22 protein-coding genes and 1 riboswitch are annotated in these 21,300 nt (G+C 54.0%); of the genes, 12 read left to right on the top strand and 10 right to left on the bottom strand.

Annotated features, from left to right (window positions below):
* The first annotated feature begins 23 nt into the window (after nucleotides 1-23).
* The 4 genes from bioB to bioD are packed head-to-tail and all read left to right on the top strand — an operon-like array spanning nucleotide 24 to nucleotide 3,651.
* On the top strand, nucleotides 24-1,064 hold the full coding sequence (bioB, locus tag HV346_RS06615) for a biotin synthase BioB (RefSeq protein WP_181622735.1): 1,041 nt from the start codon (nucleotides 24-26) through the stop codon (nucleotides 1,062-1,064).
* On the top strand, nucleotides 1,061-2,218 hold the full coding sequence (gene bioF, locus HV346_RS06620) for an 8-amino-7-oxononanoate synthase (protein ID WP_181622736.1): 1,158 nt from the start codon (nucleotides 1,061-1,063) through the stop codon (nucleotides 2,216-2,218). Before bioB ends, bioF begins: the two co-directional genes overlap by 4 nt.
* Nucleotides 2,202-2,957, top strand: coding sequence for a malonyl-ACP O-methyltransferase BioC (gene bioC / locus HV346_RS06625; RefSeq protein ID WP_181622737.1), 756 nt, complete (start codon nucleotides 2,202-2,204; stop codon nucleotides 2,955-2,957). The genes bioF and bioC overlap by 17 nt, the downstream gene beginning before the upstream one ends.
* Nucleotides 2,950-3,651, top strand: coding sequence for a dethiobiotin synthase (bioD, locus tag HV346_RS06630; RefSeq protein ID WP_181622738.1), 702 nt, complete (start codon nucleotides 2,950-2,952; stop codon nucleotides 3,649-3,651). Before bioC ends, bioD begins: the two co-directional genes overlap by 8 nt.
* Here the strand turns inward: bioD and HV346_RS06635 are convergent.
* Entirely contained in the window at nucleotides 3,614-4,336 is a 723-nt protein-coding gene (locus HV346_RS06635; protein WP_181622739.1) for an ATP-binding cassette domain-containing protein, read from the bottom strand. The two genes, bioD and HV346_RS06635, sit on opposite strands and share 38 nt — an antisense overlap.
* Nucleotides 4,337-5,088: 752 nt before the next feature.
* Here HV346_RS06635 and uvrB point away from each other — a divergent pair.
* Nucleotides 5,089-7,104, top strand: a complete 2,016-nt coding sequence (gene uvrB, locus HV346_RS06640) for an excinuclease ABC subunit UvrB (protein WP_181622740.1) — start codon at nucleotides 5,089-5,091, stop codon at nucleotides 7,102-7,104.
* An 86-nt stretch (nucleotides 7,105-7,190) separates the two neighbouring features.
* Here the strand turns inward: uvrB and yvcK are convergent, their stop codons facing one another.
* Nucleotides 7,191-8,099, bottom strand: a complete 909-nt coding sequence (gene yvcK / locus HV346_RS06645; RefSeq protein WP_181622741.1) for a uridine diphosphate-N-acetylglucosamine-binding protein YvcK — start codon at nucleotides 8,097-8,099, stop codon at nucleotides 7,191-7,193.
* Between the two features lie 226 nt (nucleotides 8,100-8,325).
* A riboswitch (molybdenum cofactor riboswitch) is annotated at nucleotides 8,326-8,460 on the top strand.
* Here yvcK and moaA point away from each other — a divergent pair.
* The 6 genes from moaA (at nucleotide 8,448) to HV346_RS06675 (ending at nucleotide 11,921) form a co-directional block, all read left to right on the top strand.
* Complete coding sequence (moaA, locus tag HV346_RS06650) at nucleotides 8,448-9,437, top strand: GTP 3',8-cyclase MoaA (protein WP_181622742.1); 990 nt, start codon at nucleotides 8,448-8,450, stop codon at nucleotides 9,435-9,437. (Overlaps the previous riboswitch by 13 nt.)
* A gap of 24 nt (nucleotides 9,438-9,461) precedes the next feature.
* On the top strand, nucleotides 9,462-9,974 hold the full coding sequence (moaB, locus tag HV346_RS06655; protein ID WP_181622743.1) for a molybdenum cofactor biosynthesis protein B: 513 nt from the start codon (nucleotides 9,462-9,464) through the stop codon (nucleotides 9,972-9,974).
* Nucleotides 9,975-9,977: 3 nt separating this feature from the next.
* Nucleotides 9,978-10,463, top strand: a complete 486-nt coding sequence (gene moaC / locus HV346_RS06660; protein WP_181622744.1) for a cyclic pyranopterin monophosphate synthase MoaC — start codon at nucleotides 9,978-9,980, stop codon at nucleotides 10,461-10,463.
* Nucleotides 10,456-10,701: a molybdopterin synthase sulfur carrier subunit gene (gene moaD, locus HV346_RS06665; RefSeq protein WP_181622745.1), complete on the top strand. Its 246-nt coding sequence runs from the start codon at nucleotides 10,456-10,458 to the stop codon at nucleotides 10,699-10,701. Before moaC ends, moaD begins: the two co-directional genes overlap by 8 nt.
* A 1-nt stretch (nucleotide 10,702) precedes the next feature.
* Complete coding sequence (moaE, locus tag HV346_RS06670; protein ID WP_181622746.1) at nucleotides 10,703-11,155, top strand: molybdopterin synthase catalytic subunit MoaE; 453 nt, start codon at nucleotides 10,703-10,705, stop codon at nucleotides 11,153-11,155.
* 58 nt (nucleotides 11,156-11,213) lie between these two features.
* Complete coding sequence (locus HV346_RS06675; protein ID WP_181622747.1) at nucleotides 11,214-11,921, top strand: Bax inhibitor-1/YccA family protein; 708 nt, start codon at nucleotides 11,214-11,216, stop codon at nucleotides 11,919-11,921.
* A 57-nt stretch (nucleotides 11,922-11,978) separates the two neighbouring features.
* Here HV346_RS06675 and HV346_RS06680 read toward each other — a convergent pair whose 3' ends face one another.
* The 3 genes from HV346_RS06680 to HV346_RS06690 are packed head-to-tail and all read right to left on the bottom strand — an operon-like array spanning nucleotide 11,979 to nucleotide 14,940.
* Nucleotides 11,979-12,941: a YbhN family protein gene (locus HV346_RS06680; protein ID WP_181622748.1), complete on the bottom strand. Its 963-nt coding sequence runs from the start codon at nucleotides 12,939-12,941 to the stop codon at nucleotides 11,979-11,981.
* On the bottom strand, nucleotides 12,941-14,182 hold the full coding sequence (gene clsB / locus HV346_RS06685) for a cardiolipin synthase ClsB (RefSeq protein ID WP_181622749.1): 1,242 nt from the start codon (nucleotides 14,180-14,182) through the stop codon (nucleotides 12,941-12,943). The genes HV346_RS06680 and clsB overlap by 1 nt, the downstream gene beginning before the upstream one ends.
* Nucleotides 14,179-14,940, bottom strand: a complete 762-nt coding sequence (locus HV346_RS06690; protein WP_181622750.1) for an endonuclease/exonuclease/phosphatase family protein — start codon at nucleotides 14,938-14,940, stop codon at nucleotides 14,179-14,181. Before HV346_RS06690 ends, clsB begins: the two co-directional genes overlap by 4 nt.
* 133 nt (nucleotides 14,941-15,073) lie before the next feature.
* On the opposite strand from HV346_RS06690, the gene HV346_RS06695 reads away from it, so the two are divergent.
* Nucleotides 15,074-15,484 (top strand): YbhQ family protein, encoded by a 411-nt coding sequence (locus tag HV346_RS06695; protein ID WP_181622751.1) that lies wholly within the window; start codon nucleotides 15,074-15,076, stop codon nucleotides 15,482-15,484.
* Here HV346_RS06695 and HV346_RS06700 read toward each other — a convergent pair.
* Genes HV346_RS06700 through cecR form a run of 5 tightly spaced genes read right to left on the bottom strand, consistent with a single transcriptional unit; the run spans nucleotide 15,446 to nucleotide 21,086 of the window.
* Nucleotides 15,446-16,552, bottom strand: a complete 1,107-nt coding sequence (locus tag HV346_RS06700) for an ABC transporter permease (RefSeq protein WP_181622752.1) — start codon at nucleotides 16,550-16,552, stop codon at nucleotides 15,446-15,448. The genes HV346_RS06695 and HV346_RS06700 overlap by 39 nt on opposite strands.
* Before the next feature lie 9 nt (nucleotides 16,553-16,561).
* On the bottom strand, nucleotides 16,562-17,695 hold the full coding sequence (locus HV346_RS06705) for an ABC transporter permease (protein WP_181622753.1): 1,134 nt from the start codon (nucleotides 17,693-17,695) through the stop codon (nucleotides 16,562-16,564).
* Entirely contained in the window at nucleotides 17,685-19,424 is a 1,740-nt protein-coding gene (locus HV346_RS06710) for an ATP-binding cassette domain-containing protein (protein ID WP_181622754.1), read from the bottom strand. The genes HV346_RS06705 and HV346_RS06710 overlap by 11 nt, the downstream gene beginning before the upstream one ends.
* On the bottom strand, nucleotides 19,417-20,412 hold the full coding sequence (gene hlyD, locus HV346_RS06715) for a secretion protein HlyD (protein ID WP_181622755.1): 996 nt from the start codon (nucleotides 20,410-20,412) through the stop codon (nucleotides 19,417-19,419). Before hlyD ends, HV346_RS06710 begins: the two co-directional genes overlap by 8 nt.
* Nucleotides 20,409-21,086, bottom strand: a complete 678-nt coding sequence (gene cecR, locus HV346_RS06720; protein ID WP_181622756.1) for a transcriptional regulator CecR — start codon at nucleotides 21,084-21,086, stop codon at nucleotides 20,409-20,411. Before cecR ends, hlyD begins: the two co-directional genes overlap by 4 nt.
* Nucleotides 21,087-21,300 lie beyond the last annotated feature (214 nt).

The following is a 21,300-nucleotide window of genomic DNA, read 5'->3' on the forward strand; positions in this document are numbered from 1 at the left end:
ACAAAACCCTTTGGAGAAGCCCAATGGCTCACCACGCACGCTGGACGATGTCGCAAGTTACTGAATTATTCAATAAACCGTTCCTGGAACTGATGTTTGAAGCGCAACAGGTACACCGCCAGCACTTTGACCCTCGCCATGTTCAGGTCAGTACGTTGCTGTCGATTAAAACCGGCGCTTGCCCGGAGGATTGCAAATATTGCCCGCAAAGCGCGCGCTATAAAACCGGGCTGGAGTCTGAACGCCTGATGGAAGTTGAGCAAGTGCTCGACTCTGCGCGTAAGGCAAAAAATGCCGGGTCCACCCGTTTTTGCATGGGGGCGGCGTGGAAAAACCCTCACGATCGCGATATGCCGTATCTGGAGCAGATGGTCCAGGGCGTGAAAGCGATGGGGCTGGAAGCCTGCATGACGCTGGGTACGCTGAATGAAAACCAGGCGCAGCGACTGTCTGCCGCAGGACTGGATTATTACAACCACAACCTCGACACGTCGCCTGAGTTTTACGGCAACATTATTACCACCCGTACCTACCAGGAGCGTCTGGATACGCTGGATAAAGTGCGTGATGCGGGGATCAAAGTCTGTTCTGGTGGCATCGTAGGTTTAGGGGAAACGGTGAAAGATCGTGCCGGTCTGCTGTTACAGCTGGCGAACCTGCCGACTCCGCCGGAAAGCGTGCCTATTAACATGCTGGTAAAAGTGAAAGGCACGCCAATGGCGGATAACGACGATGTGGATGCGTTTGATTTTATCCGCACCATTGCCGTGGCGCGTATCATGATGCCGACCTCTTTCGTTCGCCTCTCGGCGGGCCGTGAACAGATGAGCGAACAAACTCAGGCCATGTGCTTTATGGCGGGAGCAAACTCCATTTTCTACGGCTGCAAACTGCTGACCACACCAAACCCGGAAGAGGACAAAGATGTTCAGCTGTTCCGCAAACTGGGCTTAAACCCGCACCAGACCGACGTTCTGACGGGGGATAACGAGCAACAGCAGCAACTGGAACAGCAGATTTTCAACGCTGATACCGAACAGTTCTATAACGCGGCAGCCGTATGACCTGGCACGAAAGGATAAACATCGCCCTGGAGGGGCGTCGGGCGGCCGAGGCTTTTCGCGTGCGAAAGGTAGTGGAAAACGGCGCAGGCCGTTTTCTCTCCCGTGAAGGCCTGCGTTTCTGCAATTTTTCCAGTAACGATTACCTCGGCCTGAGCCAGCACCCACAGATTGTTCGCGCCTGGCAGGATGGGGCGGCGCGGTATGGTGTGGGAAGTGGCGGTTCGGGGCATGTTAGCGGCTATACAACGGCTCATCAGGCGCTGGAAGAACAGCTTGCTGACTGGCTAGGCTACCCGCGCGCGTTGTTGTTCATCTCTGGCTTTGCGGCCAATCAGGCGGTCATCACGGCTCTGATGGGAAAAGACGACCGGATTGTGGCGGACCGCTTAAGCCACGCCTCACTGCTGGAAGCTGCGAATCTTAGCCCGGCGCAGTTGCGTCGCTTTGCGCATAACGATGCACCGCAGTTGTCTGCCTTGCTGGACAAGCCCTGTACCGGACAGCAACTCATGGTGACAGAGGGGGTGTTTAGCATGGATGGCGACAGTGCTCCTCTGGGGGAATTGCACGCCATTGCACAGAAGAAAAATTGCTGGATGCTGGTGGATGATGCCCACGGTATTGGCGTGATGGGTGATGAAGGGCGCGGGAGCGCTCATCATCAGGGCGTGAAACCGGAGCTGCTGGTCGTCACCTTTGGCAAAGGATTCGGCATCAGCGGTGCTGCCGTGTTGTGCAGTGAAGCAGTGGCCGATTATCTGCTGCAGTTCGCGCGACATCTGATTTACAGCACCAGCATGCCCCCCGCGCAGGCTGTTGCACTTTCGGCTTCGCTGAAGGTGATCCGCAGCGAAGAAGGGACGGCTCGCCGGGAGAAATTAACCTCGTATATTCAGCGATTCCGTCAGGGGCTGACTACGTTGCCGTTTCAGCGAACCGATTCCCTGAGCGCTATCCAGCCAGTCATTGTGGGTGATAACCGTCGGGCATTGCGGCTGGCGCAGTCGCTACGCGAGAAAGGCATGTGGGTGACGGCGATACGGCCGCCAACCGTACCTGAGGGGACTGCGCGTTTGCGTCTGACGCTTGCCGCATCGCACGAACCCGAAGATATCGATGCATTGCTGGAGGCGCTTCATGTCGCCAGTCAATAAGCAGGCTATCGCCGCGGCGTTTGGCCGGGCAGCGCAGAGCTATTCCCGGCACGATGAACTTCAGCGGCAAAGTGCGCAGGGGTTACTTACCGCGCTGGGAGAGGGGCATTTCCCGTACGTGCTGGATGCAGGTTGCGGACCGGGAGCGAACAGCCGCTATTGGCGCGATACGGGAAGCCACGTCACGGCCCTGGATCTCTCTGAGAAGATGCTCGATGAGGCGCGTGAACAGCAATCTGCCGAAAGCTATCTGGTTGCCGATATTGAGGCGATTCCATTACCCGATGCGCAGTTTGACCTGGTCTGGAGCCACCTTGCCGTTCAGTGGTGCAGTAGCCTGCCGCAGGCGCTGCATGAATTGTATCGGGTGGCGAGACCCGGCGGAAAAGTGGCCTTTACGACGTTACTCGAAAGCGCGTTACCGGAATTAAATCAGGCCTGGAAAACGGTGGATGAACAGCCGCATGCGAACCGGTTTCTCTCGCATCACGAGGTGGTGCAGACGCTGGCTGGCTGGCGTTATCGCAGTAGGGTACAGACCATTACGCTTAACTTCAGCGATGCACTCACCGCGATGCGTTCCCTGAAGGGCATTGGTGCAACGCATCTGCATGCCGGGCGCGAGCGAAAGGCGCTCACTCGTGGGCAGTTACGCCTGCTGGAGTTGGCCTGGCCGCAACAGCGGGGTCAGTTCCCGCTCTCTTATCAATTATTTCATGGGATTATCGAACGTGACTGAACGTTATTTTGTCACCGGAACAGATACAGAAGTGGGCAAAACGGTTGCCAGTTCCGCGTTGCTACAGGCGGCTCGCCTGGCAGGACATATCACTGCGGGGTATAAACCGGTGGCCTCTGGCAGTGAGATGACACCAGAAGGTTTGCGAAATACCGACGCGCTGGCATTGCAACGTAACAGCAGCGTCCCTCTTTCCTACGAAGCCGTAAACCCCTATACCTTTGAAGAACCTACCTCACCGCACATCGTGAGCGCTGACGAACAACGCCCCATCAATTTCGCTGTATTATCTGCTGGGTTAAAGTCGCTGGAAAATCAGGCGGATTGGGTACTGGTGGAAGGGGCTGGCGGCTGGTTTACTCCGCTTTCAGAAACGCAGACGTTCGCCGACTGGGTGCGCACCGAGCAGCTTCCGGTTATCCTGGTCGTTGGCGTAAAGCTGGGTTGTATCAACCACGCCATGCTGACGGCACAGGCCGTTCAGCATGCGGGGTTGCGTCTGGCTGGCTGGATTGCCAACGATGTCGTTGCCCCTGGCAAACGTCATCAGGCATATCTGACCACCCTTAAACGGGTTCTTCCCGCACCGTTCCTCGGAGAGATTCCGTGGCTTGCGGACGGTGCTGACCATGCTGAAACCGGACGTTATCTGGAGCTCAGCGTCTTGCATCCCGCGTCATCCAGTGCGCAATAAGCGCATCATCCAGCTCGTTAACGTGGCCCTGAGCCACGTTACGCCCACGATAGAGCACGCAAAAGCGATCTGCGACCCGGCGGATAAACGATAGCTGCTGTTCTGCTAACAACACGGTCATCCCCAACTCCCGATTTAACCGCACCAGCAAGTGCCCGAGCTTTTGCGCAAAACTGTGTCCCGCACCCAGCATGGGTTCATCGAGGATCAAGACGCGTGGGCGGCTCACCAGCGCATTGGCGAGTGCGAGCTGGTACTGGTCGTCAGGGGCGAGTCCTGTTGCACGGGTTTGTCGCAACGCGTATAGCTGCGGAAACAAGTCATAGACCTCACTTTTGGCGACAGGATCAGGCTTTCCGGTTGCCCGCATGGCGATATGCAGATTTTCCTCAATGGTCAGTTGTGAAAAAATCCGCCGATCCTGCGGGACGTAGCCAATTCCGACCATGTTGCGCTGCTCGGGGGCTGGGCCGAGCAGGTCACGCGGCGGAGCACCCGCTTCATGCCAGATGATAGTGCCGCTTTCAACCGGTACATTCCCTGTAATGCAGTTCATCAGGGTGGTTTTGCCCATACCCGGCAGGCCAATCACCCCTGTACACAGGCCTGGCGGGAGATCTAAATCAACATTCCATAGCGTATGTTGGTTTCCGTAAAACTGATTGACTGCACGCAGACTCAACATGTTTCTCTCCTTAATTATCGCGGTGGGTGGGGCTCATACGGGAATGTGCAAAACCCCTGCCAGATCCGGCAAGTTGATTAAAAAAGAGACTTTTTTAGGAATACATCACAGCGATGAGCGGAGATTGTGGCCGTCTTGCACAGTCGCAGTGCCTGGCTGTTGGGTTGTGGTGCAGGCATCAGAATGGCGAAATTGTGAGTAAGATCTCACCAGTTCGTTATGATTAACTCAACTGATTATCATCAAAAAATAGCGATAAAAATTTTTTGTCACCCCACCTATGGGAAAAACCGGGAATTTGCTGAGTGGCGGTCTGTACGGGCTGGAAGCAGTTATCCACTATTCCTGTGGATAACCATGTGTATTAGAGTTAGAAAACACGCGATAAGCGAGAGAATACGCGGCCTACGCCTGAATTGGTGCGAAACACGGCTTTAGGAAATATCGCTTATTAATTAATTGGTTAGATAAAAGCAATTGCCGTAATGAAACTGTCACTCGTTGCCACAAAACTTTCATTACATGGCTTGACAAATGTTAAAAAAGGAAAAGTTCTGGGGATAACCGGTGGTCGCTGGTGTTTTATTTTGTCACAGTCTACATTTCAGCCGGGTTTACGCTAATCACCCGGATGCTAATCTAAATATTCTGATACGCTACTGGTTTTTCATCCAGTCTTTTTTGCTGGCAATCCTGGCAACAGCGAGTAAAATTACTCACCTGCCGCTTATTAGGTCATCAGGTTGTCGCCCATGAGTAAACCGTTCAAATTGAATTCTGTTTTTCGTCCTTCTGGCGATCAGCCGGACGCCATTCGTCGTCTGAAAGAGGGGCTGGAAGATGGGCTTGCACATCAAACGCTGTTGGGCGTGACCGGTTCGGGTAAAACCTTCACCATCGCCAACGTGATTGCCGATTTGCAGCGCCCCACAATGGTGCTGGCGCCCAATAAAACGCTGGCGGCGCAGTTGTACGGCGAGATGAAAGAGTTCTTCCCTGAGAACGCGGTAGAGTATTTCGTCTCGTACTATGACTATTACCAGCCAGAAGCCTATGTCCCAAGCTCTGACACGTTTATCGAGAAAGATGCGTCGGTGAACGAACACATTGAGCAGATGCGCCTCTCGGCAACCAAGGCGCTTCTCGAACGGCGTGATGTCATCGTTGTGGCCTCCGTCTCCGCTATTTACGGTCTGGGCGACCCGGACCTCTATCTGAAGATGATGTTGCATCTTACGCAGGGGATGATTATCGATCAGCGCGCGATTGTACGCCGCCTGACGGAACTGCAATACGCCCGCAACGATCAGGCGTTCCAGCGCGGGACGTTCCGCGTGCGCGGTGAAGTGATCGACATTTTCCCGGCAGAATCTGATGATCTCGCGCTGCGCGTTGAGCTGTTCGATGAAGAGGTCGAGCGTTTGTCGCTCTTTGATCCGCTGACTGGCCATGTTGAATCGGTTATTCAGCGTTTTACCATTTACCCGAAAACGCACTACGTCACACCGCGTGAACGTATTTTGCAGGCCATGGAAGAGATCAAAGTGGAGCTGGCCGAGCGTCGTAAAGTGCTGCTGGCAAACAATAAGCTGGTTGAAGAGCAACGTCTGAGTCAACGTACCCAGTTCGACCTTGAGATGATGAATGAGCTGGGATACTGCTCTGGTATCGAAAACTATTCCCGTTATCTTTCGGGGCGTGGTCCAGGCGAAGCTCCGCCAACACTGTTTGATTACCTGCCGGCTGATGGCTTGCTGGTTGTTGACGAATCGCACGTGACCATTCCGCAAATTGGCGGCATGTACAGGGGTGACCGCGCCCGTAAAGAGACGCTGGTGGAGTACGGTTTCCGCCTGCCGTCGGCGCTTGATAACCGTCCAATGAAGTTTGAAGAGTTTGAAGCGCTTGCACCGCAAACTATCTATGTCTCGGCAACACCAGGCAACTATGAGCTGGAAAAATCCGGCGATGAAGTGGTTGACCAGGTGGTGCGTCCAACCGGTCTGCTTGATCCTGTGATCGAAGTGCGCCCGGTCGCCACGCAGGTGGACGATCTTTTGTCTGAAATCCGTGCGCGCGCGGTCATCAATGAACGTGTTCTGGTGACAACGTTAACCAAACGTATGGCTGAAGATCTTACTGAGTATCTCGAGGAACACGGCGAGCGCGTGCGGTATCTTCACTCGGACATCGATACGGTCGAACGTATGGAGATCATCCGCGATTTGCGTCTGGGCGAATTTGACGTGCTGGTCGGGATTAACCTTCTGCGAGAAGGCCTGGACATGCCAGAAGTGTCGCTGGTGGCAATACTGGATGCCGACAAAGAGGGATTCCTGCGCTCTGAACGTTCGCTTATTCAGACCATTGGTCGTGCTGCGCGTAATATCAACGGTAAAGCCATTCTTTACGGCGATAAGATCACGGCATCAATGGCAAAAGCCATCAGTGAGACCGAGCGCCGTCGCGAGAAGCAACAGCAGTACAACGAAGCAAATGGCATTGTTCCGCAAGGGTTGAACAAGAAGGTCGTGGATATTCTGGCGCTGGGCCAGGGTCTTGCCAGAACCAAAGCGAAAGGTCGTGGCAAGTCTCGCTCAGTGGTTGAGGAAGATACCGTGGTGCTGACACCAAAAGCTCTGCAGCAGAAAATTCACGAACTGGAAGGGCAGATGATGCAGCACGCTCAGAATCTGGAATTCGAAGAAGCCGCGCAGATCCGCGACCAGCTCCATCAATTGCGGGATCTGTTTATTGCCGCATCCTAGGTGAAAGTAAAATGGCAGCCAGTGGCTGCCATTCATCCTGCCTGCCCTCTCATCTGTGGGCAACTAACAGCAACTTGCTGAAACCGCTAACCCAGCGCCTGAATGGCCTTCTCCAGCGCCTCACGCAGCAGGTGGCGGTCATGGCGATATTTAATGTCGTCCGCTTCCAGAGGCTCCTGAACCACCACGCGCCCCTGAATACCAGAGACATCCGTCTTCGGCCCAACGACAACGGCGTCGATAATCTTTTTCCCGACATACTGCTCCATCAGGCTGAGCTTATCCTCTAGTTTCAGGCTGGCGGCGGCGGGGCTGAGTTCGCGACCCAAATTGCCAATGTACACGACGGGAGCAGGCGTTCTGCGCAGGGCCTGCGCCAGCTCTTTCACCAGCAGGCCCGGCATCAGGCTGGTGTAGAAACTGCCTGGGCCAATCAGAATCAAATCCGCCTCGGCAATGGCCTCCACAGCTTCGCGCGTGGCGGGTACACTGGGATAGGTCATCAGCTCTTTGGGCGGGAGAGTAAGCTGGTCAATATTCACTTCACCATAAACTTCATGACCTTCTGTATCGATTGCCATCAAATCAACCGGATACTCTGACATTGGTATCAGGAAAGCGTCTACTTTAAGCAGGTTACGTATTAAATTGATGGCTTCAAGTGGGCGCACGCTCAGGTGATCGAGTGCCTTTAACATCAGATTTCCGAGGTTATGGCCGGAAAGCTCTCCGTTACCGCCAAAACGGTACTCAAACATCGCAGAAGCGACGCTGGGTTCCGTAATTAACTGGTTCAGGCAATTACGCATATCACCCCAGGCGATACCGCCTTCAGAGCGACGGATCCGCCCTGTAGAGCCTCCGTTATCGGTCGTTGTCACAATCCCTGTCAGCCTGGAACCCAGCGAGGATAATGATGACATTACTCGCCCCAGGCCGTGCCCTCCGCCGAGAGCGACCACACGATCAAGATCCGCAAAAGTGCGATTGCGCATACCTATTCCTTATCACGTTCGAACCGCGTAACAGTAACCTAACTACCCCTAAAAGACGATGCCTCACCCGATGCAAAATGACGTATATCAATGCGAAAGTGCTGTTTTTGCGTATTCTGTAGCGAAAGTGCACGATCATGCCGCTATATATATAATTATATAGCGAATAGCGGGAATGGCGAAGAGCTAATTTCCGCGCTACTATCGGCATAACCACGTTTTCAAATTTGAAAACATACACTCTAGCCTTTGTGCCTGTGTCGAAAGATATGGCGCTCTGGCCGTGGCGGTTTCGCCACCAGGGTACAGAAAGAAATGACTGTGCCTCCCGTATCTGGAAAGGTGTACATGGCTTCACAACTCACTGATGCTTTCGCGCGTAAGTTCTTCTATTTACGTCTGTCGATTACCGATGTGTGCAACTTCCGTTGCACCTATTGCCTGCCTGACGGCTATAAACCGGGCAGCGTCACCAATAACGGCTTTCTCTCCGTGGATGAAGTGCGCCGCGTGACGCGCGCGTTTTCTGAACTCGGTACTGAAAAGGTGCGCCTGACCGGTGGAGAGCCGTCGCTACGCCGGGACTTTACCGATATCATCGCCGCCGTCCGCGAAAATGCTGCTATTCGTCAAATTGCGGTAACCACCAATGGTTATCGTCTGGCGCGTGACGCTGAAAAATGGCGCGATGCTGGTCTGACGGCCATTAACGTCAGCGTCGACAGCCTCGATGCCCGCCAGTTTCAGGCCATTACCGGACAAGACAAGTTTCAACAGGTGATGGACGGTATTGACGCTGCCTTTGCTGCAGGTTTTGACAAGGTGAAAGTCAATACGGTTTTGATGCGCGATGTTAACCATCATCAACTGGACACCTTTCTGGCGTGGATTAAACCACGCCGTATTCAATTGCGTTTTATTGAGCTGATGGAAACCGGCGAGGGCAGCGATCTGTTCCGTCGCCACCATATCTCCGGCATGGTGCTTCGCGACGCGTTGCTAAAACGCGGCTGGATCCATCAGATCCGCCAGCGCAGCGATGGACCGGCGCAGGTCTTTTGTCACCCGGATTACGAAGGTGAAATTGGCCTTATCATGCCGTATGAGAAAGATTTCTGTGCCACCTGCAATCGTCTTCGCGTCTCGTCTGTGGGCAAGCTGCATCTCTGCTTGTTCGGTGATGGCGGTGTCGATTTACGCGATTTGCTGGAAGACGATGCTCAACAAGCCGCACTTGAAGCGCGCATTTCCGCTGCCCTGACGCATAAAAAACAGACCCACTTCCTGCACCAGGGCAACACCGGAATTACTCAGAACCTGTCATACATTGGCGGGTAATCAGGCTTAAGAAGGAACCAGAAAATGAGTCAGGTAAGCGCAGAATTTATCCCGACACGCATTGCTATTCTTACCGTTTCTGAACGCCGTGGCGAAGAGGATGACACCTCCGGCCACTGGCTGCGCGATGCCGCTCTCGAAGCCGGGCATCACATCGCGGATAAAGCGATTGTCAAAGAGAACCGCTACGCGATTCGCGCTCAGGTCTCTCAGTGGATCGCAAGCGATGACGTTCAGGTTGTATTGATCACCGGCGGAACCGGATTCACCGCCGGAGATCAGACACCAGAAGCGTTATTACCGTTGTTTGACCGCGAAGTTGAAGGTTTTGGCGAAGTGTTTCGTATGCTCTCCTTTGAAGAGATCGGCACATCCACACTGCAGTCGCGCGCGGTTGCCGGTGTGGCGAACAAAACGTTGATTTTCGCGATGCCTGGCTCAACCAAAGCGTGTCGTACTGCCTGGGAAAACATTATTGCCCCGCAGCTCGATGCGCGAACCCGTCCGTGTAATTTTCATCCTCATCTAAAGAAATAAGTTATGTCGCAACTGACCCATATTAATGCTGCTGGCGAAGCCCACATGGTTGATGTCTCTGCCAAGGCTGAAACGGTACGCGAAGCACGCGCTGAAGCGTTCATTACGATGCTACCTGAAACGCTGGCGATGATTATCGAGGGCAGTCACCACAAAGGTGATGTGTTTGCTACTGCCCGTATCGCCGGGATCCAGGCGGCGAAACGCACCTGGGATTTAATCCCACTGTGTCATCCGCTGATGCTCAGCAAAGTGGAGGTGAACCTGCAGGCCCAGCCTGAGCACCACCGTGTACGCATTGAGTCATTATGCCGTCTAACCGGAAAAACGGGCGTCGAGATGGAAGCCTTGACGGCGGCGTCCGTGGCTGCACTGACTATTTACGATATGTGCAAAGCCGTACAAAAAGACATGGTGATTGGACCGATCCGTTTGTTAGCGAAAAGCGGCGGCAAATCCGGTGATTTTAGGGTGGACAGCAATGATTAAAGTGCTCTTTTTTGCACAGGTGCGCGAGTTAGTCAGCACCGACAGCCTGATGCTGGAGACCCCATTTGATAACGTGGCCGCGTTGCGTGCGCATCTCGCACAACAAGACGAACGCTGGGCGCTGGCGCTGGATGAGGGCAAACTGCTGGCCGCAGTTAACCAGACGCTGGTGGACTTTAATCATCCGCTGAAAGCGGGCGATGAGGTTGCCTTCTTCCCACCGGTTACCGGAGGCTGATATGGCAGAAACGCGAATTCTGGTAGGTCACGATCGCTTTGACGTTGGCGCAGAATATGGCTGGCTGGCGGAGCGTGATGAAGATGGCGCAGTGGTAACATTCACCGGCAAAGTGCGCAACCACAATCTGGGTGACAGCGTGAAAGCACTGACGCTGGAACACTATCCTGGTATGACGGAAAAATCGCTGGTTGAAATCGTCGACGAAGCGCGTGGCCGCTGGCCGCTCGGACGGGTGACGGTTATCCACCGTATCGGTGAAATGTGGCCTGGTGAGGAGATCGTCTTTGTCGGCGTCACCAGTGCACATCGTAGCAGCGCTTTTGCTGCCGGGGAGTTCATCATGGATTACCTCAAAACCAAAGCACCGTTCTGGAAACGTGAAGCGACGCCAGAGGGTGACCGCTGGGTTGAATCGCGAGAAAGTGATAAACAAGCCGCTGGCCGTTGGTAGCTGGTTTATGTGGATGTGTTAGTCTTAACGTGTGTGTCTACTTAATCAGGAGTGAATCATGGACCGATTTCCGCGTTCCGATTCTATTGTTCAGCAGTCCCGAACCGGGCTGCAAACGTATATGGCTCAGGTCTACGGCTGGATGACAGTCGGTTTGCTGCTCACCGCGTTTATCGCGTGGTATGCCGCAAATACGCCTGAGTTGATGATGTTTATCTTCTCCAGCAAAATCACCTTCTTTGGTCTGATTATTGCACAACTCGCGCTGGTGTTTGTGCTCTCTGGTCTGGTGCAAAAGCTCAGTGCGGGGATGGCAACCACATTGTTCATGCTGTACTCGGCACTGACAGGGCTGACGCTTTCCAGCATTTTCGTGGTCTATACCTACTCCTCCATCGCCAGTACCTTTGTGGTTACCGGTGGGATGTTTGGCGCGATGAGTCTTTACGGCTACACCACGAAACGTGACCTGAGCGGTTTCGGCAGCATGCTGTTTATGGGGCTGATTGGGATTGTGCTGGCCTCGCTGGTCAACCTGTGGCTTAAGAGCGAAGCATTGATGTGGGCGGTGACCTATATCGGGGTGGTTGTTTTTGTCGGATTAACCGCGTACGACACGCAGAAACTGAAAAATATTGGTGAGCAGATCGATGTACGCGACAGTTCAACGCTGCGCAAATACTCCATTCTGGGCGCGTTGACCCTGTATCTCGACTTTATAAACCTGTTCCTGATGTTGCTGCGTATTTTGGGCAACCGTCGCTAAACATTCCTTCTCACCCTAACCCTTTCCCCAATGGGAGAGGGCCGGGGTGAGGGGAAATCACTTCGCTAACGCCTTCTGATTTTTTGCCCGCAACGTCTTCGCCCGACTCTCCAGAATCAAATAACACACCGTCGCCAGCGCCAGGGGCAGAAAGTAATAGAGCACACGGTAAGCGAGCAGGGCGGCAATAATGGTTCCATGGGAGATCTCCTCTCCGGCGAGAAGGGCAATAAACACCGCTTCCAGCACACCTATCCCGGCCGGGATATGCACGATAACACCGGCGATACTGCTCACCAGTAGCACGCCGAGCACAAAGAAATAGTTCACCTCTTCGCCCATCAATAACCAGATGATGACGCCCATCACCATCCAGTTGGCACTGGAAACGACCATCTGTATAACGGCGAATCGCCACGACGGCAGCACCAGTTTTTGCCCCTTAATCGTCATATGGCGGCGTCTGGCAAACGCGCTGGCCCACAGATATGCTGCAATCACCAACAGTAGAACTGTGCCCGCGATTCGCAATGTGGCTTCATCGATATACCAGTGCTTTGGCAGTTGAACTATCCCTGCGGTGAAAATCACGCCGCCGAGCAGAATATAGCCCAGCCAGTTGGTGGTAATGCTCAGCGAGAAAATGCGCGTGATCGTGCTGCCGGGCAGTCCAAGACGTGAATAGAGACGATAGCGCATGCCAATGCCGCCAACCCAGGTACTCAGCGTCAGGTTAAAGGCATAACAAATAAAGGACACCAGCATGACCTGGCGTTTTGCAAGTTTATGACCGCAGTAAGCGCGTCCCAGCAGGTCATAGCAGCCGTAAATAAGATAACTTAGCACCGTCAACCCAACAGCACTCAGGAGGGTCAGGCGGTTATAATTGCGGATAACCTTCCAGACCTCTTCCCAGCTAATTTTCTGCGCGTAAATCACCAGTAATACTGCGACCGCCAGAAAGAATAATCCGGTGAGGATTTTTTTTGCCAGCCTCCAGCGAGGATGGGATTTTGACATCAGGTTTTCCCTCCGCTTTCTTCCGCTTCAATACGATCCTGTGTTTCCATTTCGGGCTGAGCCGGGGGATCGACCAGCGCAAGCTCAGGCGTATGGGCTGGCAGCCATCCCACCATCGCCGGGAAATGGCGCAGAAAGTGGAACACCACCACCCCAATACCCAGATTCCACCAGGTGCGTTTTGGAACCATCGATTCATCCACCCGTACGCAGTCATTGGCGATCAGCCCCTGAAGGTTATCGCGTAGCGTCTGGTTGAACTGGCGATCGTGAACGATCAGGTTTGCTTCCAGATTGAGTGACAGGCTCAGTGGGTCAAGGTTACTTGAGCCGACGGTCGCCCAGTGATCGTCCATCAGGGCGACCTTGCCATGCAGCGGCCGGCGGCGATATTCGTATATCTGCACGCCGCCTTTTACCAGATAGTTATAGAGCAGGCGCGCGCCCACTTTGACAATCGGCATATCCGGCTCGCCCTGGACAATCAGCTTTACACGCACACCGCGCCTGGCGGCATTGCGCATGGCGTGCAGCAGACGATAACCGGGGAAGAAGTAGGCGTTGGCGATAATCACCTCGCGCTTCGCGTTCGCCAGCATTTTAAGGTAATGGCGTTCGATATCGTCCCTGTGTTCTCCGTTATCGCGCCAGACAAAGAGCGCCTGTGCCTCACCAGGATGCCGGTTCTCTTCGGGGCGATGACGGCGTTTCCACCAGCGGCGAACCGCTTCTTTACCCGGCAGATTTTCCAGCTCAAACAGTAAAATATCCTGAACCACGGGCCCTTCGATCCGAATGGCGTAATCCTGTTTGGCCTCCGGCCCGTAACCAGACATATGTTCGGCGGAATAGTTAATACCACCGACAAACGCCACGACCTCATCAACCACCACGATTTTGCGGTGCATTCGACGGAAGAGGTTGGTGCGCATCCCGAAAAGGCGCGGGGCGGGATCATAGTAGCGGAACACCACGCCAGCAGACGTGAGTGCGTTGACGAAGTCATCGCTGAGATCCGGCGAGCCATAGCCGTCGAGTAAGACGTCGATTTTGATACCGCGCAGGGCGGCGCGTAGCAGCACGCTGTGCAGCTGTTTACCCACCTCGTCTTCAAACCAGATAAAGGTTTCAAGGATCACTTTCTGTTGTGCGCGGTGAATGGCGTCAAACACTGCCGGATAATACTCATCGCCATTTTCCAGCAGCGTGATGCTGTTACCTTCCCGCCATGAGCTGTTCATAAATGGATCTCCGCACTGAGAGGCGCGTGGTCGGAGAGATGACGCCAGTTGAGTAACGTCAGTGCCCTTGGGACGCTGGCATGGGCGTTTTTCACGTAGATTCGGTCGAGACGCAGCAGGGGGTAGCGGACCGGAAAGGTGCGCGCCGGTCGGCCATGTGCACGGGTGAAAATCTCCTCCAGCCCGGCATTCACTTTCAGCGGGTGGTTGGCACGCTGCCGCCAGTCGTTAAAATCCCCCGCGATAACCACAGGCTCTCCCTCTGGCAGGGTATTGGTCCAGTTCGCCAGCATCTGCAGTTGCGCTTTGCGATGGGCTTCCCGCAGGCCGAGATGAACGCAGCCAACATGAACGGGAAACGCGAGATCCGGTGGCGCGATGCGGCAGTAAAGCAGCCCGCGCTTTTCACTCTCCCCGATCGATACATCCCGGTTTTCGTAATGTTCAATGGGAAAACGTGACAGCACCGCATTGCCATGATGCCCTTCTGGGTAGACCGCGTTGCGTCCGTAGGCATAATCGTGCCACAGGGAATCAGCCAGAAATTCGTAATGCGGAACGCTGGGCCAGTTGTTGATTTGCTGCGAGTAGGTGTCATGCGATCCCATCACTTCCTGCAGGCAGACAATGTCCGCGCTGACGGTTCGAATCGCGTCGCGTAGCTCGGGTAACATGAAACGACGGTTAAATGCCGAGAAACCTTTATGGGTGTTAATCGTCAGCACATTCAGCGAGAAATGCCGGTTTTTTTGGATCATAAACTCCTGCCAACGTCACTATCCTGATGAAAATAAAGTGTAGTCGGCGTCACAAAAAGATGCGGTGTTACGGAATTTTCCGTAAAGTGCGGTAGTCTGATTGAGCAGAGAGATATTCTTCAGGAGAGAAGCCATGAAGTGGCAACAACGTGTTCGTGTGGCAACTGGCCTAAGTTGCTGGCAGATAATGTTGCATTTACTGGTCGTGGCCGTACTGGTGATGGGCTGGATGAGCGGTACGCTGGTGCGTGTCGGCTTAGGTTTATGCGTCCTGTATGGCGTAACTGTGTTGTCGATGCTGTTTTTACAGCGACATCACGAAGCGCGCTGGCGCGAGGTGGGTGATGTGCTCGAAGAGCTCACCACCACCTGGTATTTTGGTGCAGCAATGATCGTTTTATGGCTGTTATCACGAGTCTTGCAAAACAACTACCTGCTGGCCCTTGCGGGGCTGGTGATCCTTGCAGGGCCTGCGGTTGTATCATTACTGACCAAAGAGAAAAAGCTACGCAATGTTTCGTCTAAACATCGCGTACGCCACTGAACCTGTCGTGGCCGCTATGACCAGTAGCGGCCACAAACTTCCCCAGACAATATCCAGACTCGCATCCTTCAGATAAATTTGCTTCGTGATATCCGTAAAGTGACGGATTGGGTTAATCCACGTCAGATCCTGTAACCACACCGGCATGTTCTCTACCGGAGAGACATACCCCGACAGCAAAATAGCGGGCATCATAAAGACGAATACGCCGATAAACGCCTGCTGTTGTGTAGAGCAGAGCGCTGAAATCAGCAGACCAAATCCCACCAGTGACAAGCCATAAACCAGCATGGTGAAATAAAACAGTGCCAGCGATCCGGCAAACGGAATTTGATAAGCCCAGATCCCCACGCCCAGTACAATCGATGCCTGGAAGGTCGCCACAATCAGCGCCGGAACGGCTTTGCCAACGAATATTTGCCAGGTTGCCAGAGGGGAAACCAGAAGCTGATCCAGCGTACCTTGCTCGCGTTCACGGGCCACAGAGAGTGACGTTACGATCATCACGCCGATGGTGGTGATCATGGCGATCAGCGACGGCACGACAAACCATTTGTAATCCAGATTCGGGTTATACCAGTTACGCACCACCAGCTTGCTGTTGTTGGGTTTGGTTTTTCCCTGAAGTAACTCCTGCTGGTAGTCCTTCACGACCTGTTGCAGATAGTTTGCAGCGATCTGGGCGCTGTTCGAGTTACGTCCATCCAGGATCAACTGCATCGGCGCGGTCTGAAACGTATCCAGGTTGCGGGAAAAATCAGCCGGAAAACGTACCAGCAGCAACGCTTTTTGCGTATCAATCGTGGGTTGGATCTCCTGCGGGCTTTTAAGTAACAGGATATGCGTAAAGGCTTTTGCACGTGCAAACCGTTGCGTCAGCTCGACAGAGTGCTTGCCGCTGTCTTCGTTGTAGATCGCAATTGTGGCATTGGTGACTTCAAGTGTCGCGGCAAACGGGAACAGAAAAACCTGAATAAGCACAGGCAAAACCAAAATTGCGCGAGTCTGCGGCTCGCGCAGCAGGGATTGCAGCTCTTTGCGTATCAATGTCCATAAACGGTGAAACATGTTCGCTCCTTAATCCAGCCGCCGTTTGGTTTTTATCCACGTCAGGCCGATAAACATCACCGCTGACGCCATCAAAAACAGAATGTTGATCACCAGCACCACCGGGATATTGCCGGCCAGGAACAGGCTTTGCAGCGTACTCACGAAGTAGCGCGCAGGAATGATATAGGTCACCGCGCGGATCACCGCAGGCATACTGTCTATCTGGAAAATAAAACCCGACAGCATAATTGAGGGTAAAAAAGCGGCGTTAAGCGCGACCTGCGCCGCGTTGAACTGATTACGGGTCACGGTGGAGATCAGCAGCCCCATGCCCAATGTGCTGAGTAAAAACAGACTGGTGATAAAAAATAGCAGGACCAGCGAGCCGCGGTACGGTACGCCGAGGATAAACACCGAGACCAGCATACAGAGCAGCATGGCCAGCATGCCGAGGAAGTAATAGGGGATCAGTTTACAGAGCAAGAGCTCGACACGCGTGACTTCCGTGGAGAGCAGGGCTTCCATCGTGCCGCGTTCCCACTCGCGGGCAATCACCAGTGAGGTCAGAATCGCCCCAATCACCGTCATGATGATGGTGACCGCTCCGGGAATGATAAAATGCTGGCTGATAGCGGCAGGGTTAAACCAGTAGCGGGTTTGTACGTCGATGAGTGGTTCAAACTCTTCACCTCTGTCCTCTGCCCGCTGCATTTGCCACAACTGCCAGATGCCTTCTACGTAGCCCTGAACAAAGTTGGCCGTGTTCGGCTCGCTACCATCGGTAATCACCTGGACAGGCGCGTCAGTATTGGCGCGTGCCATGTTGGCGTCGAAATCCACGGGAATAACCACCAGACCGCGAATCCGCCCGGCCTGCATTTTCTGAATCAACGCCTGGCGATTGTCGCTGATGGTGGCGTCAATGTAAGGCGAGCCGGTCATGGCGTGAGTAAAGCTCAGGGCCTCTTCGCTATGCTGCTCCAGCAAAATACCGACCCGCAGCTTGCTGGAGTCGAGATTAATCCCATAACCAAAAATGAACAGCAGCAACAGCGGGATCACCACGGCTATCAGCCAGCTACTGGGATCGCGCACGATCTGGCGCGTCTCTTTGATGCATAACGCGCGGACTCTGCGCCACGAAATAGCGTTAATGCTCATTGGCGTGCTCCTTATCCCAGTCATGGATCAGCGTAATAAACGCTTGCTCCATTGTCGGGTCCGGCTGTGTTTCATCAGCCGCCTGACTTTTAAGATCATCCGGCGTGCCGTGGGCGATAAGCTTACCGCGGTAGACCAGCCCGATACGGTCGCAATACTCCGCCTCATCCATAAAGTGAGTCGTGACCATCACGGTTACACCTTTTTCCACCATGCTGTTGATGTGCAGCCAAAATTCGCGACGGGTGAGGGGGTCAACGCCTGACGTGGGTTCGTCAAGAAACAAAATATCGGGTTCGTGCATCAGGGAACAGGCCAGCGCAAGACGCTGCTTAAAGCCGAGTGGCAGGTCGTCCGTGGCATGGGAGGCAATGGTGGTCAAGCCAAATGCATCGCTCATGCGGGATATTTTCTCGCTTTGTGCCCGCCCGCGCAGGCCATAGACACCGGAGAAGAACCGTAAATTCTGCTCCACGGTGAGGTTGCCGTATAACGAGAATTTTTGCGCCATGTAGCCCAGGTGTTGACGTGCTTTACCTGAGCTGACCTTAAGGTCCATATCCAGCACCAGTGCTTTACCCGCTGTCGGAACCAGCAATCCACACATCATCTTGAAGGTGGTCGATTTACCCGCGCCATTAGGCCCCAGCAGGCCGAAAATCTCTCCGCGTTTGACGGCAAAATTGACGTTATCCGTGGCGGCAAAATCCCCAAATTTCTTGGTGAGGGATTTGGCTTCAATCACCGTTTCGCCCGTTGTACCTTCCACGGTATGCAGGATAGCGCCTAACGGTGACTCCGATGTCCCTGCACCGCCCAACAGGTCGATAAATGCATCTTCAAAGCGCGGTGCTGTCTCTTCAATCTCAATTTCCGGCATGCCTTGCGCGCCGCGAATATCGTCCGCTGTGGCCGCTTTTTTGAGGATAATGCGAACAGAACGTCCCTGAATCATACCGTCGCTGACGTGAGGTAATTTCAGCACCCGCTGAAGCAGCTTGCGGTTTGACTCCTTATGGCTGTGCAGCAAAAAGCTTCGTCCGGCCATGCTTTGCGTCAGTTTCGTTGGTTCACCCTGATAAAGCAGTTCACCTTCATTCATCAGCAACACATCACGACACTGCTCTGCCTCATCAAGATAAGAGGTACTCCAGAGAATGAGCATTCCATCACCCGCCAGTTCATGCACCATTTGCCATAGCTCGCGACGTGAAATGGGATCGACGCCGACGCCGGGTTCATCCAGCAGTAAGACTTTCGGCTCACCGACCAGCGTGCAGGCCAGCCCCAGTTTCTGTTTCATCCCGCCAGAGAGTTTCCCGGCCAGTCGGTCGGTAAACGGCCCCAGCGAGGTAAATTCCAGCAAACGGGCAAAGGTTTTCTGCCGCGTTTCACCGGTGACACTGCGCAGGTCAGCGTACAGATTCAGGTTTTCCATCACCGTCAGATCTTCATACAGGCCAAACTTCTGTGGCATGTAACCCATCATGGCGTGCAAGGCGCTGTCGTCTTTGATCGGATCGAGGCCGAGTACGCTGGCACGGCCTTCATCGGGCTTCAGCAAGCCTGCCAGCATACGCATCAGTGTGGTTTTACCTGCGCCATCAGGGCCAACCAGCCCGGTCACATAGCCTTTTTGCAACGTACAGTTGAGCGGGGCAACGGCGGGTTTGTTCATCCCTGCAAAACGCTTGACCAACCCCTCTAGCTGGATAACCGCATCATTCATGTTTTCCCCCGTCACTGAATTTCACGGTGACAGGCATACCCTGACGGAGTGCATCGTCAGCATCGGTCACAATAATACGCAAACGGTAGACCAGGTCAGTACGCAGATCCGGTGTTTCAACGGTTTTCGGGGTGAACTCGGCAGTTGGTGAAACAAAACCCACTTTGCCGTGATAAGGCTTATCTGGTCGGCCATCGGTATACAGCAACAGCTCGCGCCCCGGCTGTACCTGGTCGAGATTCGGTTCATCAATATAGGCACGTACCCATACCGGACGCGTCAGGGAGAGGGTTAAGACGGTACTTCCCGCGCTTAACATGCTGCCTGGTTCTACGGCCCGGGTCATCAGCGTGCCATCGGATGGGGCGACCAGCGTGGTGTCGTGCAGATCCAGCTCGGCCTGAGCGAGTTGCGCCTGAGCCTGTTCAAGGCTGGCTTTGGCCTGGGCAATATCCTGCGGGCGATTACCCGTATGGTACTGGCTCAATTTATCCTGCGCAGATCTCAGCGTAGCCTGTGCCTGGTCACGTGATGAGCGGGCATTTTCAAGGTCGTTAGCAGAAACCGTGCGGCTTTTCCACAACCCCTGCTGACGGTTATAGAAGTTCTGCGCATAGTCGAAGGCGGCCTGCGCTTGTTTGACTGCGGCTGCCGCCTGAGCGATCTCTTCGTCACGATAGCCCGCCAGCATCAGGTCATACTGCGCCTGTGCAACTGAAACCCCGGCTTTGGCCTGCATTAATGCATTTTCATACGGCGCTTTATCCAGCATACCCAGGGTCTGTCCGGTTTTAATGGCGTCCCCTTCATCAACGGTGAGTGATGCCAGACGTCCGCCCACGCGGAAGCTCATGTTCACCGTTCGGATATCGACGTTACCATACAGCGTAAGGGCGCGATCTTGTTGGCTTTGATACCACAGCCAGCCACCAACGCCCGCAACAAGCAGAACAGCAACCGCCAGGATAATGGCGACAGGTTTTTTCATGACTTCAGGCTCCTTAGTGTTAAACCTTGCAGGATCAGATCGAGGTGACAGGTGATGACCTGACTAATCTGCGCAGCTTTATCCTCATCAAATTGTGTCCAGCCAGTGCGTAATAAAATGGTTTCCCGGCCCAGACGGAAAGCGAGTATCTCGCCCAGTAGTGCGTGAGTATGCAAAATGGTTTCGGTATCGTTCGCCTCGCGCCCGGTATAGGCCGCGATGAGTTTCGTCAGGTGGCCATGCATGGGGGCGATGACCTGGTCATGAACGAGTTGGTAGGCGGCAGAAGGCGAGAGTTGCTCGCGTGAGATAAACTTACTCAGGTTCAGCGTATCGTCGTGCGTAAGAAGCCGAATCATATTATGGCAGGCATTGAGGATCAGCTGACGGATTGCGCCACGATCCGGTGATGGCTGGCTGAACAGCGTGGTTGCCTCTTCAACGTGCGGGCGAAAATTTGTACCAATAAAATCGGCAATCCACTGCGCACAGGCGAGGTACAAATCTTCTTTTGAGCCAAAATAGTAGGTGATCGCGGCGATGTTTTGCCCGGCCTGGGCGGCAATATCGCGTGTCGTGGCATGCAATCCATACTCGCCAAACTGCGCCAGCGCGGCGGCGATGAGCTGGCTTTTGGCTTGCTCGCCTTTTGTTGTCGTTGGGGTCGTATTCATGGTGGCACTAAAAATTAATCAATCGATTGATTAAGATTATGACTGTTTTTCCAGCTTGTCCAGTCGAATACAATTTGAGCGGCGGCGGGGAAATATTTCGCAGATGAATCTCAGAGGGATATTTTATGCGCCACGTCACAAAAGCTGCTACACTCCGCTGCTTCGCGACATTGTGGTTTTTGTCCTCTCATATTCGTTATATCTCCCTGAAAAC

Source organism: Enterobacter sp. RHBSTW-00994 (genome assembly GCF_013782625.1).
Classification (GTDB): domain Bacteria; phylum Pseudomonadota; class Gammaproteobacteria; order Enterobacterales; family Enterobacteriaceae; genus Enterobacter.

Coding starts and splice junctions, on each gene's coding strand:
- bioB (WP_181622735.1), top strand. CDS start 24: ATGGCTCACCACGCACGCTGGACGATGTCGCAAGTTACTGAATTATTC.
- bioF (WP_181622736.1), top strand. CDS start 1,061: ATGACCTGGCACGAAAGGATAAACATCGCCCTGGAGGGGCGTCGGGCG.
- bioC (WP_181622737.1), top strand. CDS start 2,202: ATGTCGCCAGTCAATAAGCAGGCTATCGCCGCGGCGTTTGGCCGGGCA.
- HV346_RS06635 (WP_181622739.1), bottom strand. CDS start 4,336: ATGTTGAGTCTGCGTGCAGTCAATCAGTTTTACGGAAACCAACATACG.
- uvrB (WP_181622740.1), top strand. CDS start 5,089: ATGAGTAAACCGTTCAAATTGAATTCTGTTTTTCGTCCTTCTGGCGAT.
- yvcK (WP_181622741.1), bottom strand. CDS start 8,099: ATGCGCAATCGCACTTTTGCGGATCTTGATCGTGTGGTCGCTCTCGGC.
- moaA (WP_181622742.1), top strand. CDS start 8,448: ATGGCTTCACAACTCACTGATGCTTTCGCGCGTAAGTTCTTCTATTTA.
- moaB (WP_181622743.1), top strand. CDS start 9,462: ATGAGTCAGGTAAGCGCAGAATTTATCCCGACACGCATTGCTATTCTT.
- moaC (WP_181622744.1), top strand. CDS start 9,978: ATGTCGCAACTGACCCATATTAATGCTGCTGGCGAAGCCCACATGGTT.
- moaD (WP_181622745.1), top strand. CDS start 10,456: ATGATTAAAGTGCTCTTTTTTGCACAGGTGCGCGAGTTAGTCAGCACC.
- moaE (WP_181622746.1), top strand. CDS start 10,703: ATGGCAGAAACGCGAATTCTGGTAGGTCACGATCGCTTTGACGTTGGC.
- HV346_RS06675 (WP_181622747.1), top strand. CDS start 11,214: ATGGACCGATTTCCGCGTTCCGATTCTATTGTTCAGCAGTCCCGAACC.
- HV346_RS06680 (WP_181622748.1), bottom strand. CDS start 12,941: ATGTCAAAATCCCATCCTCGCTGGAGGCTGGCAAAAAAAATCCTCACC.
- clsB (WP_181622749.1), bottom strand. CDS start 14,182: ATGAACAGCTCATGGCGGGAAGGTAACAGCATCACGCTGCTGGAAAAT.
- HV346_RS06690 (WP_181622750.1), bottom strand. CDS start 14,940: ATGATCCAAAAAAACCGGCATTTCTCGCTGAATGTGCTGACGATTAAC.
- HV346_RS06695 (WP_181622751.1), top strand. CDS start 15,074: ATGAAGTGGCAACAACGTGTTCGTGTGGCAACTGGCCTAAGTTGCTGG.
- HV346_RS06700 (WP_181622752.1), bottom strand. CDS start 16,552: ATGTTTCACCGTTTATGGACATTGATACGCAAAGAGCTGCAATCCCTG.
- HV346_RS06705 (WP_181622753.1), bottom strand. CDS start 17,695: ATGAGCATTAACGCTATTTCGTGGCGCAGAGTCCGCGCGTTATGCATC.
- HV346_RS06710 (WP_181622754.1), bottom strand. CDS start 19,424: ATGAATGATGCGGTTATCCAGCTAGAGGGGTTGGTCAAGCGTTTTGCA.
- hlyD (WP_181622755.1), bottom strand. CDS start 20,412: ATGAAAAAACCTGTCGCCATTATCCTGGCGGTTGCTGTTCTGCTTGTT.
- cecR (WP_181622756.1), bottom strand. CDS start 21,086: ATGAATACGACCCCAACGACAACAAAAGGCGAGCAAGCCAAAAGCCAG.